General features: G+C 60.9%; 13 protein-coding genes. 3 read left to right on the top strand and 10 right to left on the bottom strand.

Annotated elements, in window-relative coordinates:
• Positions 1–20: 20 nt before the first annotated feature.
• The 5 genes from HKK57_RS13435 to leuS form a co-directional block, all read right to left on the bottom strand.
• Positions 21–1,346, bottom strand: coding sequence for a lytic murein transglycosylase (locus HKK57_RS13435; protein ID WP_092230658.1), 1,326 nt, complete (start codon positions 1,344–1,346; stop codon positions 21–23).
• A gap of 61 nt (positions 1,347–1,407) precedes the next feature.
• Complete coding sequence (gene arfA / locus HKK57_RS13440; RefSeq protein ID WP_003176285.1) at positions 1,408–1,572, bottom strand: alternative ribosome rescue factor ArfA; 165 nt, start codon at positions 1,570–1,572, stop codon at positions 1,408–1,410.
• Positions 1,573–1,721: 149 nt separating this feature from the next.
• Complete coding sequence (gene holA / locus HKK57_RS13445; protein ID WP_029292250.1) at positions 1,722–2,759, bottom strand: DNA polymerase III subunit delta; 1,038 nt, start codon at positions 2,757–2,759, stop codon at positions 1,722–1,724.
• A gap of 39 nt (positions 2,760–2,798) precedes the next feature.
• Positions 2,799–3,404 carry an LPS-assembly lipoprotein LptE gene (locus tag HKK57_RS13450; RefSeq protein ID WP_029292248.1) on the bottom strand — a complete coding sequence of 202 codons (606 nt, stop codon included), beginning with the start codon at positions 3,402–3,404 and terminating at the stop codon, positions 2,799–2,801.
• A 90-nt stretch (positions 3,405–3,494) separates the two neighbouring features.
• Positions 3,495–6,101: a leucine--tRNA ligase gene (gene leuS / locus HKK57_RS13455; RefSeq protein WP_029292247.1), complete on the bottom strand. Its 2,607-nt coding sequence runs from the start codon at positions 6,099–6,101 to the stop codon at positions 3,495–3,497.
• A gap of 262 nt (positions 6,102–6,363) precedes the next feature.
• On the opposite strand from leuS, the gene HKK57_RS13460 reads away from it, so the two are divergent.
• Together HKK57_RS13460 and HKK57_RS13465 are read left to right on the top strand one after the other, a co-directional pair.
• On the top strand, positions 6,364–6,681 hold the full coding sequence (locus tag HKK57_RS13460) for a hypothetical protein (RefSeq protein WP_029292245.1): 318 nt from the start codon (positions 6,364–6,366) through the stop codon (positions 6,679–6,681).
• Between the two features lie 84 nt (positions 6,682–6,765).
• Positions 6,766–7,527: a YdcF family protein gene (locus HKK57_RS13465; RefSeq protein ID WP_070995644.1), complete on the top strand. Its 762-nt coding sequence runs from the start codon at positions 6,766–6,768 to the stop codon at positions 7,525–7,527.
• A 125-nt stretch (positions 7,528–7,652) separates the two neighbouring features.
• Here the strand turns inward: HKK57_RS13465 and lnt are convergent, their stop codons facing one another.
• The 5 genes from lnt to miaB all read right to left on the bottom strand — a co-directional run bounded on the left by lnt (position 7,653) and on the right by miaB (position 13,088).
• Positions 7,653–9,176 carry an apolipoprotein N-acyltransferase gene (gene lnt / locus HKK57_RS13470; RefSeq protein ID WP_092230644.1) on the bottom strand — a complete coding sequence of 508 codons (1,524 nt, stop codon included), beginning with the start codon at positions 9,174–9,176 and terminating at the stop codon, positions 7,653–7,655.
• 8 nt (positions 9,177–9,184) lie between these two features.
• Positions 9,185–10,024, bottom strand: coding sequence for an HlyC/CorC family transporter (locus tag HKK57_RS13475; RefSeq protein WP_005791724.1), 840 nt, complete (start codon positions 10,022–10,024; stop codon positions 9,185–9,187).
• Positions 10,025–10,066: 42 nt separating this feature from the next.
• Positions 10,067–10,525 (bottom strand): rRNA maturation RNase YbeY, encoded by a 459-nt coding sequence (gene ybeY, locus HKK57_RS13480; RefSeq protein ID WP_029292240.1) that lies wholly within the window; start codon positions 10,523–10,525, stop codon positions 10,067–10,069.
• Positions 10,518–11,522 carry a PhoH family protein gene (locus tag HKK57_RS13485; protein WP_029292238.1) on the bottom strand — a complete coding sequence of 335 codons (1,005 nt, stop codon included), beginning with the start codon at positions 11,520–11,522 and terminating at the stop codon, positions 10,518–10,520. The genes ybeY and HKK57_RS13485 overlap by 8 nt, the downstream gene beginning before the upstream one ends.
• 237 nt (positions 11,523–11,759) lie before the next feature.
• Positions 11,760–13,088 carry a tRNA (N6-isopentenyl adenosine(37)-C2)-methylthiotransferase MiaB gene (gene miaB, locus HKK57_RS13490; protein ID WP_169390277.1) on the bottom strand — a complete coding sequence of 443 codons (1,329 nt, stop codon included), beginning with the start codon at positions 13,086–13,088 and terminating at the stop codon, positions 11,760–11,762.
• A gap of 132 nt (positions 13,089–13,220) precedes the next feature.
• Here miaB and HKK57_RS13495 point away from each other — a divergent pair, with 132 nt between their 5' ends.
• Positions 13,221–13,547 carry a DUF1820 family protein gene (locus tag HKK57_RS13495; RefSeq protein WP_003215457.1) on the top strand — a complete coding sequence of 109 codons (327 nt, stop codon included), beginning with the start codon at positions 13,221–13,223 and terminating at the stop codon, positions 13,545–13,547.
• Positions 13,548–13,668: the final 121 nt, after the last annotated feature.

Consider the following 13,668-nt stretch of genomic DNA (forward strand, 5'->3'; position numbering starts at 1 on the left):
GGTAGCCGCTTTACGCAGTTCTAGCGGCTCTGCAAGGATTCCAGCAACTTCACCGTCGGGTACCCATCCGCCGGCCAGCCCAACGACTGCTGCGCCGCACGAATCGCCTTGCGCGTATTGGCACCGATAATCCCATCCGGGTTGCCTGCCTCATAACCCTTGGCACTCAACACCGTCTGCAACTCGATACGCTGGGAGCGGGTCAGTGGCAGTTCGTCCGTTGGCCAATCCCCGCGAATCACGCCGCCCCCGCCAAAACGCTCGGACAACAGGCCGACTGCCAGGGCGTAGGACGACGAGTTGTTGTACTTGAGGATCGCGCGGAAGTTATCTAGCACCAGGAATGCCGGGCCACGGTGGCCTGCCGGCAGCAGCAGGGCAGCGGACAGGGTGTCTACGTTGGGCGGTACGCTGGCGCCGGCCGGCACCTGCAGCCCGAGTTTCAACCATTCGCCCACCGGCTTGCGCACCACGCCATCGGCCAGGGCGTAGTCGAAGTTCGTTGGCAATTGCTGCACTTCAAAGCCCCACGGTTGGCCCTTCTGCCAGCCAGAGCTTTGCAGGTAGTGCGCGGTGGAGGCGAGGGCGTCGGCGGAGCTGTTCCAGATGTCGCGGCGTCCGTCACCGTCGAAGTCCACCGCGTGGGTGTTATAGGTGGTTGGAATGAACTGGGTCTGGCCCATGGCACCGGCCCAGGAACCGCGCATCTGTTCGGCTGGGATATCACCATGCTGGATGATTTGCAGCGCGGCCAGCAATTGCGCCTGGGCGAATGCCGGGCGGCGGCCTTCGTAGGCCAGGGTCGCCAGGGAGCGGATCACCGAGTTGTTGCCCTGGAAGGAGCCGAAGTTGCTTTCCATGCCCCACACCGAGACCAATACCTGGCGGTCCACGCCGTAGCGTTGTTCGATGCTTTGCAGGATATCGGCATGCTTGATCAGCAATGCCTGGCCATTGCGCACGCGCAACGCCGACAGGGCACCGTTGAGGTATTCCCACACCGGCCGGGAGAACTCCGGTTGGCTGCGGTCGGCACGGATGATCGCCATGTCAGGGGTGACGTTGGCGAAGGCGCTGTCGAACACTGCAGGCGTGATGCCGGCCTTCAGGGCTTCGACGCGAAAACCCGCCTGCCATTCGGCGAAGGTCTGGGTCGGTTGGATATCGAGATTGGTCACGGCCAGGGGCGCAACTACGGCGGGTGCAGCAACCGGTGCGGTCTGGAGTGTGGGCAGGGGCTGAGCGTCGGCGGCGGTGGGTTTTTCGGCGCAGGCGACTAACAGGATCAGGCTGGAGGCAGCAATCAATTGGCGAAGGTGCCAACGACGGGAAAGACTAGAGGGCATGCACAGGTCCAGGAAATACGAATCAGGTGCAGACCTTATCATGCCAGAGGGGCACTTGCCTTCAGGCAGCCAGAAAGTAAGAAGCCTCCCAGCTATTAGACTGGAAGGCTTCGCGGCGGTAGCTGCCTTTGCCTTTGCCGGCTCGTTCCTGGCGACTGCGGAACAACGGCTGGGCGATGATGGATTTGGCCTTGTTGGGGCCATGCTTGGATGGCTTTTTGCTCATGATCGGTGCTCTCCGATGGGTGGGTAATGCGCTGCGAATCATCTGCCGAAGTTGGCCGGCTGTCCAGCCCGGCGCGATGTAGGACATGGCCTCGGTCTGAATGTGAAATGCCGCTCCCACATTGGTTTTGTGTTGCTCTGGAGGATTTATTATTCGGCAGGCAGTGTCAGGCGTTGGCCGGACATAAGCAGCGACAAACGACTCAAACTCATCCACGGCGACCCGGCAGCCTGGCCCTTGATCTGCGCATCGATGCGCTGGGCTTCGAGCAACAATTGCGCCCAGCGTTGCGCCGAGTGCCGTTGCAGCGCCTTGCTCATCAGGGGCTTGCGTTTGTCCCAGACCGGCGGGCGGGCCTGGCTGAAACATTTGTCCAGTGGCGTGCCCTGGCTGTATTGCAGGGCAATATTGGCCAGCACACGCAGTTCGCGGGCCAGGGCCCAGAGAATCACTGGCGGCTCCACACCTTCACCGCGCAGCCCTTCGAGCATGCGCAGGGCATGCGCCGGTTCGCCATTGAGGATCGCGTCCACCAGCCCGAATACGTCAAACCTTGCACTGTCGGCCACCGCACCTTGCACGGTTTCAACGGTGATCTGCCCGTCTTCGGCCATCAGCTTGAGCTTTTCGATTTCCTGGGCGGCGGCCAGCAGGTTGCCTTCGACCCGAGCCGCAATCAGCTCGACAGCATCTTGGGTGGCAGACAGCCCGGCTTGCGACAAGCGCTGGCGAATCCATTGCGGCAACTGGCTGCTGTCGACCGGCCAGATCTGGATGAACTGGGTTTGCGCCCCTTCCACCAAGGCCTTGCCCCATTTGGTTTTCTGCGCGCTGCCATCGAGCTTGGGCAGGCTGATCAGTAACAGCGTGTCCTCGGCGGGGCGTGAACAGTATTCCATCAGGGCTGCCGCGCCTTTATCCCCAGGCTTGCCCGAGGGCAGGCGCAACTCCAGCAAGCGTTTTTCGGCAAACAGCGACATGCTGGCCCCGGCCTGGAGCAGGGTGCCCCAGTCGAAGCTGGCATCGGCGCTGAACACTTGGCGTTCATCAAAGCCTTGCTGGCGCGCAGCCTGGCGAATGGTGTCGGCGGCTTCCTGGCACAGCAGCGGATCATCGCCACTGACGATGTATACAGGCGCGAGGTTGCCTTGCAAGTGTTTGGCGAGTTGGGCGGGAGCGAGTTTCATAGGCAGGATGAACGGGGCGCTTGACGCGCCCCGTCTGGTTTACTCGGCTGGGACTTCAACAGGCGATTGCTTGGGGATGCTGTTTTCATAGTCTTGCGCGGCTTTCAGCGCTTCGGCATCCGCCTTGGCCTTGGCGTCGGCAGTCTGCTGCAGGGCATCCAGTTGGGCCGGGCTGATCATTTGCAGGCGCATGACCATGCGCTGGACCAGGTCACGGCGCATTTCATTGCGCACCTGGCTGACCTCAGTGTCGGAGCCGACCATATTGTTGCCGTCATAGCTCACCACTTTCTGCACTTGCAACTTGTCGTTGATCAGTGGCAATTGGTCGTGGCCCTGGATCTGGAACACGAGCACGCTGCTCATTTCCAGATCGGAAGAGCGGCCGGCGCTGGCGTAGCTGATATTACGCTGGGTTTCTTTCTCGTCGATCAGCACTAGCTTGTAAGCTGCACCGGGATAGACTTTGACGCCGCTGTTTTCCAGGGTTTGGCGCAGCTGGGTCACGGTTTCGCCATAGGCGTTGCGTGCGCTGACATCCAGTTCCTTGATCGCCAGTTCCGTGGTGCCGGTGCCGCGCAGCTGGAAGCCGCAAGCGCTCAGCAATACGGCAAGGCCCATAACCAGCAGGTTGCGTTTGATCATTTTATTGCTCCCCTTGAAACCATGTGGGCCTTATCGAGGCCCTGGAGGTTTTGTTCGGCGCCAGGGCTCTTGCCCCGGCGCCCGATCCGATTAGCTAGCGACGATATTGACCAGTTTGCCGGGCACCACGATCACTTTGCGGATCGTCAGGCCTTCGGTGAAGCGCAGCACGTTCTCATTGCAGCGAGCAGCGGCTTCGACTTCTTCACGGCTGGCGCTGGCGGGCATGTCGATCTGGCCGCGCAGTTTGCCGTTGACCTGAATCACCAGTTGCAGCGTGTCCTGTACCAGGGCGCTGTCATCCGCGACCGGCCATGTAGCGTCGATCACAGCGCCGCTGTGGCCCAACTGGCTCCACAGGTCGTGGCTGATGTGCGGAGTAATTGGCGCCAGCAGCAGCACGACGGTTTCCAGGCCTTCCTGTACCAGCGCGCGGTCCTGCTCGGTGACCTGCGGGGCTTTTTCCAGCACGTTCATCAGCGTCATCACCTGGGCGATAGCGGTGTTGAACTTGTGATGCTGGCCCACGTCCTGGCTGGCTTGCTTGATGGCCAGGTGAGTGCTGCGGCGAATCAGTTTTTGCTCATCGTTCAGCGACGCCACGTCCAGTTTGCCCGGCAAGCCCTGGCTGATATGGGCATGGGCCAGGCGCCAGACGCGCTTGAGGAAGCGGTGCGAGCCTTCGACGCCGGAGTCCGACCATTCGGCGCTCATATCGGGCGGCGAGGCGAACATCATGAACAGGCGGCAGGTATCGGCGCCGAACTGATCGATCATCGACTGCGGGTCAACGCCGTTGTTCTTCGACTTGGCCATTTTCTCAGTGCCGCCGATTTCCACCGGCAGGCCGTCGGATTTCAACTTGGCGCTGATCACCTTGGCCTTGCTGTCGCGCTCCAACTCGACGTCCGCCGGGTTGAACCAGGTGTAGGCGCCATTGGCTTCGCGGCGATAGTAAGTGTCGGCGATCACCATGCCTTGGGTCAGCAGGTTCTTGAACGGCTCGTCGGAGCTCACCAGGCCTTCGTCGCGCATCAGCTTGTGGAAGAAGCGCGCGTAGAGCAGGTGCAGAATCGCGTGTTCGATACCGCCGATGTACTGATCCACCGGCAACCAGTGGTCGGCTGCGGATTTTTCCACCAGGCCGCCTTCATAGTGTGGCGAGGCGTAGCGGGCGTAGTACCACGAGGACTCGACGAAGGTGTCCATGGTGTCGGTTTCACGCTTGGCAGGCTGGCCGCATTTGGGGCAGGTGCACTCGTAGAACTCGGGCATGCGCGCCAGCGGCGAGCCGGCGCCGTCTGGCACCACGTCTTCTGGCAGTACCACCGGCAGTTGGTCTTCCGGCACTGGCACATCGCCACAGCTTTCGCAGTGGATGATCGGGATCGGGCAGCCCCAGTAGCGCTGGCGGCTGATACCCCAGTCGCGCAGGCGGAACTGGGTGCGCGAGGCACCAAGGTTTTTCTTGATCAGGGCGACTTCCATGGCGTCGAAAGCGCCTGCGAAGTCCAGGCCGTCGAACTCGCCGGAGTTGATCAGGGTGCCGTGTTCGCCGTAGGCGTCTTGCCACGGGGCCGGGTTGCTGTCGCCGGAGCTGGTGCGTACCACCGACTTGATCGGCAGGTTGTACTTGGTGGCGAATTCGAAGTCGCGCTCGTCGTGGGCCGGTACGGCCATTACTGCGCCATCGCCGTAGTGCATGAGCACGTAGTTGGCGACCCACACCGGCAGTTTTTCACCGGTCAGCGGGTGCTCGACGAACAGGCCGGTTGGCAGGCCTTTTTTCTCCTGGGTGGCGACGTCGGCTTCTGCCACGCTGCCGCCTTTGCATTCGGCGATAAAAGCCTGCAGCTCAGGATTGTTCTTGGCGGCCAGGGTGGCCAGCGGGTGTTCCGCGGCCACGGCGACGTAGGTCGCGCCCATCAGGGTGTCCGGACGGGTGGTGAAGACTTTCAGTGCGCCCTCGGCGCCGATGGAATCGACGTTGTACGGGAACTGCACTTCCATGCCCTTGGACTTGCCGATCCAGTTGCGTTGCATGGTCTTGACCTGTTCAGGCCAGCCCGGCAGGTCGTCGAGGCTCGACAAGAGTTCATCCGCGTAGGCGGTGATCTTGAAGTAGTACATCGGGATTTCGCGCTTCTCGATCAGCGCGCCGGAACGCCAGCCGCGACCGTCGATCACTTGCTCGTTGGCCAGGACGGTCTGGTCGACCGGGTCCCAGTTCACGGTGCCGCTTTTTTTGTAGATCACGCCTTTTTCGAACAGGCGAGTGAACAGCCATTGTTCCCAGCGGTAGTAGTCCGGCTTGCAGGTGGTCACTTCGCGGGACCAGTCCACGGCCAGGCCCAGGCTGCGCAGCTGGGACTTCATGTAGGCGATGTTTTCGTAGGTCCACTTGGCGGGCGCTACGTTGTTTTTCATCGCGGCGTTTTCCGCAGGCATGCCGAAGGCGTCCCAACCCATAGGTTGCAGGACGTTCTTGCCGAGCATGCGCTGATAGCGGGAAATCACGTCGCCGATGGTGTAGTTACGCACGTGCCCCATGTGTAGTTTGCCGCTGGGGTAAGGGAACATCGATAGGCAGTAGTAAGTCTCCTTGCCTGGCTGTTCACTGACTTCAAAGGACTTTTGCTCATCCCAGAAAGTTTGGGCGGCATTTTCTATTTCACGGGGCTGATATTGTTCGTGCATGGCTACTTTTGAACTGAATAGGGGTGGCCTAATCCTCTTCGGTGCATTGTCCGGGTTGATCGACACCAAAAAGCGGCGCGTCCGTGCCCAAACCCTGCGGGAAGTGGAGTTACAGGAAGCGCCGTAGCATACATGACCCCACTCTATCGAGGGAAACCCTGATTGCGCAGCGCAGGCCGTTGGTCGCGGCGCGCGGTTGGTTGCGTCAGCGCAGCTACGCTGTTTATTGGGGAGTGAGACTTATCTTTAATGAGGTGAGGGGATGGTTGATTCGCAGCGAATGAGAACGAAACCTGAAGTGTATGAAGGACTGATCGACCGTTTGGGTCGAGCACTGGACGCAGCCAGAACCGCTGGCCGATTGCGTGACGAACGGCCTGATGAGCTGGAACTGCGAGGCTTGAGCCCCGCAGAGTTTGAAGTGATCAAGGCCTACCTGGACTTGAACGCGCGCCCAATCCCGCAATGGGTGGCTCCTGTGCCAGCCAGGGAGGCGGTGCGATCGTCCAAGGTGGTATGGCTCAAGGACTTGTCGGCCAGCCGTGGCCCGGAAAAGCTGCGGTCTGCACGATTCAAGTAACCTGATCAGCGTTATCCGCCGCGTGTAAAGATTGTCGCTAAACCCCGTTACACCTTAGGCTTCGGGCATCTTTGGAGATGCTCGATGCCTATTCGTTATTTCATCAAACAATTATTGCTGCCGCCCGGCATTCTCTTGCTGCTGCTGGCCCTTGCCTGGTGGTTTCGTCGCAGCCGCCCGCGCTTGGCTGGGCTGTGCTTTGCCTTGGGGTTTGGCGGGATGTGGCTGATCAGCCTGCCGGTGATGGTGGAGTGGGGCGCACGGGCGCTGGAAACCGAACCACCATTGGCCGTGGAAGACTGGGCCAGCCTGGCGCAACGGGCCGATGCCATTGTGGTGTTGGGCTCGGGTCGCGAGCGGGGCGATCCGGCCTGGGGCGCAGACCAACCGACCGGTGTCGGCCTTGAACGCCAGCGGTATGCGGCGCGATTGGCCAAGGCGTCGGGGTTGCCGGTGCTGACCACCGGCGGCCTGCACTATGGCACGCCGCCCAGCGAGGCGGAGTTGATGGCGGTGTCGATGCAACAAGACTTTGGCGTAGCCGTGCGCTGGAAGGAAGAACGCAGCCGCACGACCTGGGAAAATGCGCAGATGAGTGCCGAAATCCTGCTGCCCCAGGGCGTCAAGCGCGTGGTGCTCGTGACCCAGGCCTGGCATATGCCCCGTTCGGTGTGGAGCTTCGAGAAGGCCGGCTTTACCGTAGTGCCGGCGCCGGTCGGCTTCCTGGGTGTGGACAATGCCCGGCCGCTGGGTGGCTGGATGCCGGAGTTCAAGTCGATCTGGCAGAGCGGGCAGTTGATCAATGAGGCGGTGGGGCAGGTAGGTTACCGGCTGTTCTACCGTTAACGCCGCACATCAACCTGTGGGAGCGGGCTTGCCCGCGATGGCGGTGTGTCAGTTATTGGATACTTGACTGGCCCACTGCCATCGCGGGCAAGCCCGCTCCCACATTGGGTTTTGTGTTTTTCTGCCTAGACCGTCTTGGCCATGCGCCCGGCCAGCAACGCCCAGCCAAACAGCCCCAGGCACAGGATGATCAGCGGCCACGAGCGCCATTGCAGGTACGGCGTCAGGTTGTGCATCGGTACCACTTCACCGTAAAGGATGCCCCGCTGGAACTGCGGGATCTGCTCGGTGATCTGCCCGTACGGGTTGATCAGGCCGGTCACGCCGTTGTTGGTGGCGCGGATCATCCAGCGGCCAGCCTCAAGGGCGCGCATCTGGGCCATTTGCAGGTGCTGCAAGGGGCCGATGGAGGTGCCGAACCAGGTGTCATTGCTGATGGTCAGCAGCAAGTCGCTGCGGGCGGCGAGGCTGGCGGCGAACTCGGGGTAGACCACTTCGTAGCAGATGTACGGCGCGATCTGATAGCCCTTGGCTTGCAGCAGCGCCTGATCTTCAGGGCCGCGGGCAAAGTCCGACATCGGCAGGTCGAAGAACGCAATCAGGCCGCGTAATACATCCTGCAGCGGTACGTATTCGCCAAAGGGCACCAGCTTCTGCTTCAGATAGGTGCCATCGCCCTGGCCGACCACGGTGATGCCATTGAAGTAGCGCTTTTCATGGCGCACTTCCTGGCGAATCGGCACGCCGGTGATCATTGCACCGTTTCGGTCAGCAGCGAACTTGCCCATCATCCCCAGGTAGCCCTCGACGGACTCCTTGAGCACTGGCACGGCGGTTTCCGGCCAGATCAGCAGGTCGACGCGCTTGGAGGCAAAACTCATGTCGCGATACAGCGCCAGTTGCTCGTTGAGCTGCGCCGGGTCCCACTTCATGCTCTGTTCGACATTGCCCTGAATCGCGGCGACGGTCAGCGGCTCGCCTGCGGGGCTGGTCCAGGCATGGTGCTTGAGTGCCAGGCCAATGGCCCACGGTGCGACCAGCAGTACCAGGCCGGCGCCGACAAACACGTTGCGCCGGGCCGCCAGCATGCGGGGGAGGTTGACGATCAGCGCAGCGCTCAGGGCCAGGGCAAACGAAATCAGCCACACCCCGCCCAGCGGCGCGAGCCCGGCCAGCGGCCCGTCGAGTTGGCTGTAACCGGAGTACAGCCAGGGGAAACCGGTGAGGAACCAGCCGCGAAATGCTTCCTGGCCCACCCACAGCGCGGCAAACGCCAAGGCATCGGCCAGGGGCGCTTCGTTGCGGCGCAGCCAGCGCGCCCAGAGCCAGGCGGGCAGGGCGAAGAACAGGGCGATCGCTGCGGTGAACGCGAGCATCAACAACCCGGCCAGCAACACCGAAGCGCCACCAAAGTGATGGATGCTGTAGTAGATCCAGCTGGTGCCCGCCCCAAACAGGCCAAAACCGAAACACCAGCCACGCCCGAAGGCCTGGCGTGGTGTCAGTTGGCGCATGCCGGCATAGAACACCCCGACCGCCACCAGTGCCAGCGGCCAGATATCGAACGGCGCCAGCGCCAGGGTGGTGATAGCACCGGCCACCACGGCCAGCAGGTTACCGGGCCAGCCGGGTGCGGTGAGACGGCGCATATCAGTCCTTAGCGGGCAATAGGTGTCAGGCGGATCAGGTGGATGCGACGGCTATCGGCATTCAGGATGCGGAAGCGATAGGCGCCGATCTCGGTGGTTTCGTTGCGCTTGGGCAGGTGGCCAAACGCACTCATCACCAGGCCGCCGACGGTGTCGAATTCGTCGTCGGAGAATTCGCTATCGAAGAACTCGTTGAAGTTCTCGATCGGCGTCAGCGCCTTGACCAGGAAATCCCCGCTGGGCAGCGGCTTGATGTAGCTGTCTTCTTCGACGTCGTGTTCGTCTTCGATATCGCCGACGATCTGTTCCAGCACGTCTTCGATAGTCACCAGGCCGGCGACGCCGCCGTACTCGTCAATGACGATGGCCATGTGATTGTGGTTGGCGCGAAATTCGCGCAGCAGCACATTCAGGCGCTTGGACTCAGGCACGAAGGTCGCAGGGCGCAGCAGGTCCTTGATGTTGAAGCTGTCGCCGTTCTCCTTGAGGATCAGCGGCAGCAAGTCCTTGGCCAGCAGGACACCCATGACGTCGTCATGGCTTTCGCCGATCACCGGGTAGCGCGAGTGCGCCGAGTCGATCACGGCCGGGAGGAATTCCCGTGGGGTCTGGGTCGCCTTGATGCTGATCATCTGCGAACGCGGGACCATGATGTCCCGGACTTGCAGGTCAGCCACCTGGATGGCGCCTTCGACGATGGCCAGCGCTTCGCTGTCCAGCAACTTGTTCTGATGGGCCTCGCGCAGCAGCTCCAGCAGCTCCTGGCGGTTTTTCGGCTCGTGGGCAAAAGCCTGGGTCAGTTTACCCAGCCATGACTTTTGCCCGTTGCTCGATCGGTCTTCGCTCATAGCGATTACTCTAAATCCTTGATTGTTTCAGTTGAGTGTCGATTAGTGTTCGTCGTCCGCATAGGGATCAGGGTGACCCAACTCTGCAAGCAACGTTCGTTCCAGTGCTTCCATTTCTTCGGCTTCTTCATCATCTATATGGTCGTAACCCAACAGATGCAAGCAGCCGTGCATGACCAGGTGGGCCCAGTGGGCCTCCAGGGCCTTGCCTTGTTCCTTTGCCTCGCGCTCCACCACCTCGACGCAGATCACCAGGTCACCCAGCAGCGGGATATCCAGCAATTCATCCGGTACATCGGCGGGGAACGACAGCACGTTGGTTGCGTAGTCTTTCTGGCGCCAGGTGTGATTCAGCTCGCGGCCTTCAGGCTCATCCACCAGGCGGATGGTCAGTTCCGAGTCGGCGGTGCGCTGGCGCAGGGCCAGTGCGCACCATTGGCGGAACTGTGCTTCGCTGGGGGCTGGCGCTTGGGTGGCCAGTTGCAGGTCAAGCTCAAGCATCGCGACGGTTGTCCTTCGACAGGCCATCGTCGCGGTGTTCGAAGCGCTCGTAGGCCTCGACAATGCGCTGCACCAGCGGGTGACGCACCACGTCCTTGGGCATGAAATGGGTAAAGCTGATCCCCGGCACGTCCTTGAGCACTTCGATGACCTGGCCCAGGCCCGACTTGGTGCCCTTGGGCAGGTCGACCTGGGTGATATCGCCGGTGATCACTGCCGTTGAGCCGAAACCGATACGGGTCAGGAACATCTTCATCTGCTCGACCGTGGTGTTCTGGCTTTCGTCGAGAATGATGAAGCTGTTGTTCAAGGTGCGGCCGCGCATATAGGCCAGTGGGGCGATCTCGATCACCTGGCGCTCGATCAGCTTGGCTACATATTCGAAGCCGAGCATTTCATACAGTGCGTCGTACAGCGGGCGCAGGTACGGGTCGATCTTCTGGGCCAGGTCGCCGGGCAGAAAGCCCAGCTTCTCGCCCGCTTCCACTGCCGGGCGCACCAACAGGATGCGTCGCACCTGTTCGCGCTCCAGGGCATCCACCGCACAGGCCACGGCCAGGTAGGTCTTGCCCGTACCGGCCGGGCCGATGCCGAAGTTGATGTCGTTGCCGAGGATTTCCTTGACGTAGCGCTGCTGATTCAAGCCGCGTGGGCGAATCATGCCTTTTTTGGTACGCAGCGCCACGCTGGCTTCGGCCACCGGGTTGTTGGCCAGGTCTTCCACGGCTGATTCCTGCAGGTACAGGTGCACCGTCTCCGGCGACAGCTCGCTACCCTTGGTTTCGCGATAGAGGCGACGCAGCAGGTTTTCTGCAGACGTGGTGTGCTGGGGTTCACCAATGAGCTCGAACTGATTGCCGCGATTGCGGATCTCGATGCTCAGGCGTTGTTCGATCAGGCGCAGGTGCTCGTCGAACTGTCCGCACAGATTGGCGAAACGACGAGCCTCAAACGGCTCGAGGAGGAAACGATGGGGTTCTGCTATGGGTGCGTTCAAGGTTGCTTTTAGCCGCCCTTTGGCTGTTTAGGTGAAATAGAGGATAACGCCAGCCGCCGGTGTGCGAAAGCACTTAAATGGACGGGCTTGGCTCTCAGGAACAACGAAGATCCACTGTGGGAGCTGGCTTGCCTGCGATAGGGCCGCCCCGTTCAAAAGAGATACTGCCTGTTACATCGCTATCGCAGGCAAGCCAGCTCCCACATTTGATCTGCATTTGCCTTCGGATCTGCTCCGTCAGTTGATCAACGAGCCGCGCAGCGAGTGCGGTTGCGCCGCGTCGATGTGCACGTCGGCGAACTGGCCGATCAGCGTCGGGTTATCGCAGCGGAAGTTCACGATCCGATTATTCTCGGTACGCCCCTGCAATTCGCCCGGGTCTTTCTTCGAGTAATCGGTAACCAGAATGCGCTGGATCGAACCGACCATTTGTCGGCTGATCTCGAAACCCTGTTGGTTAAGGCGATGTTGCAGGGCGTTCAGGCGCTCCTTTTTCAGTTCCTCCGGGGTCTCGTCCGCCAAGTCGGCAGCCGGGGTGCCGGGGCGCTGGCTGTAGACGAAGGAGTAGGAGAAGTCGAAACCGACGTCTTCAATCAGCTTCATGGTCTGCTGGAAATCTTTCTCGGTCTCGCCGGGGAAGCCAACGATAAAGTCCGAACTGATGCAGATGCCCGGCACGGCGGCGCGCAGTTTGCGTAGCTTGGACTTGTATTCCAGGGCCGTGTGGTTGCGCTTCATCGCCGACAGGATGCGGTCCGAGCCCGATTGCACCGGCAAGTGCAGGTGTTTGACCAACTCTGGCACTTCGGCGTGTGCCTGGATCAGGCTGTCGGAGAATTCCAGCGGGTGCGAGGTGGTGTAGCGGATGCGCTCGATACCGTCCACCGCCGCGACCACGCGAATCAGCTCGGCCAGGTCCGCCAGGCGCCCGTCATGGGTCTGGCCCCGGTAACCGTTGACGTTCTGCCCCAGCAGGGTCACTTCGCGCACGCCGTTTTCGGCCAGGTGGATGATTTCCGCCAGTACGTCGTCGAACGGGCGGCTGACCTCTTCACCACGGGTATAAGGCACCACGCAGAAGGTGCAGTACTTGCTGCAACCTTCCATCACCGACACATAAGCGCTTGGGCCGTCGATGCGTGGTTCGGGCAAGTGGTCGAATTTTTCGATTTCCGGGAACGAGACGTCCACCTGCGGCAGCTTGGTAATGCGCGCGGCGTCGATCATTTCCGGCAGGCGGTGCAGGGTCTGCGGGCCGAAGACCACGTCGACATAGGGCGCGCGGTCGCGAATGGCGGCGCCTTCCTGGCTGGCCACGCAACCGCCGACGGCGATCACCATGTCCGGGTTGGCCAGTTTCAGTTCGCGCCAGCGGCCCAGTTGCGAGTAGACCCGGTCCTGGGCCCGTTCGCGGATCGAGCAGGTATTGAGCAGGATCACGTCGGCATCTTCGGCGCGAGCCGTGACTTCCAGGGCCTGATGTTCACCCAGCAGATCGACCATGCGCGAGCTGTCGTACTCGTTCATCTGGCAACCGTGGGTTTCGATGTAAAGCTTCTTGGCCATGGGAATCGTCAACTGGTGGTAAAGAACCGCACATTATAGGGGGCATGCCCATTGGTTCCTAGCACTGTGCATCGGGTGCCATGCTATAGTTCGCGCCCTCATTTATATCCGCCGATGTGCTGCCCACCCCCCATGACCAAACGTGAAGCTCCAATCTACAAGGTGATTTTCCTTAACCAGGGCCAGGTGTTCGAAATGTACGCCAAGCAGATCTATCAAAGTGATCTGTGGGGCTTCCTGGAAGTGGAAGAGTTCGTCTTTGGCGAGCGCACGCAACTGGTCGTCGATCCGGGCGAGGAAAAGCTCAAGGCCCAGTTCGAAGGCGTGGTGCGCAGTTTTGTGCCAATGCATTCGATCGTGCGCATCGATGAAGTCGAGCGCCTGGGCACGCCAAAAATCAGCGAGGCCCGGGGCATGAGCAATGTCATGCCGTTTCCGATGCCGATGCCTGAAAAGTAGTATTCAATTATTTTGTAGGGTGTTTCCGATTTTGCGCTCTAATGCATAGACATTTTGTTTGAAAAATAGCAGATTTTGTTTATGCAGAGAGCAGGCCCTGAATACATAAATAATAAAACGC

The organism is Pseudomonas sp. ADAK21 (genome assembly GCF_012935735.1).
GTDB lineage: Bacteria > Pseudomonadota > Gammaproteobacteria > Pseudomonadales > Pseudomonadaceae > Aquipseudomonas > Aquipseudomonas proteolytica.

What these genes read in the sequence shown, in the direction of transcription:
- HKK57_RS13475 (WP_005791724.1), bottom strand. Translation starts at nt 10,024, where the DNA reads ATGAGCGAAGACCGATCGAGCAACGGGCAAAAGTCATGGCTGGGTAAA.
- HKK57_RS13450 (WP_029292248.1), bottom strand. Translation starts at nt 3,404, where the DNA reads ATGATCAAACGCAACCTGCTGGTTATGGGCCTTGCCGTATTGCTGAGC.
- holA (WP_029292250.1), bottom strand. Translation starts at nt 2,759, where the DNA reads ATGAAACTCGCTCCCGCCCAACTCGCCAAACACTTGCAAGGCAACCTC.
- HKK57_RS13460 (WP_029292245.1), top strand. Translation starts at nt 6,364, where the DNA reads ATGGTTGATTCGCAGCGAATGAGAACGAAACCTGAAGTGTATGAAGGA.
- arfA (WP_003176285.1), bottom strand. Translation starts at nt 1,572, where the DNA reads ATGAGCAAAAAGCCATCCAAGCATGGCCCCAACAAGGCCAAATCCATC.
- lnt (WP_092230644.1), bottom strand. Translation starts at nt 9,176, where the DNA reads ATGCGCCGTCTCACCGCACCCGGCTGGCCCGGTAACCTGCTGGCCGTG.
- miaB (WP_169390277.1), bottom strand. Translation starts at nt 13,088, where the DNA reads ATGGCCAAGAAGCTTTACATCGAAACCCACGGTTGCCAGATGAACGAG.
- ybeY (WP_029292240.1), bottom strand. Translation starts at nt 10,525, where the DNA reads ATGCTTGAGCTTGACCTGCAACTGGCCACCCAAGCGCCAGCCCCCAGC.
- HKK57_RS13465 (WP_070995644.1), top strand. Translation starts at nt 6,766, where the DNA reads ATGCCTATTCGTTATTTCATCAAACAATTATTGCTGCCGCCCGGCATT.
- HKK57_RS13495 (WP_003215457.1), top strand. Translation starts at nt 13,221, where the DNA reads ATGACCAAACGTGAAGCTCCAATCTACAAGGTGATTTTCCTTAACCAG.
- leuS (WP_029292247.1), bottom strand. Translation starts at nt 6,101, where the DNA reads ATGCACGAACAATATCAGCCCCGTGAAATAGAAAATGCCGCCCAAACT.
- HKK57_RS13435 (WP_092230658.1), bottom strand. Translation starts at nt 1,346, where the DNA reads ATGCCCTCTAGTCTTTCCCGTCGTTGGCACCTTCGCCAATTGATTGCT.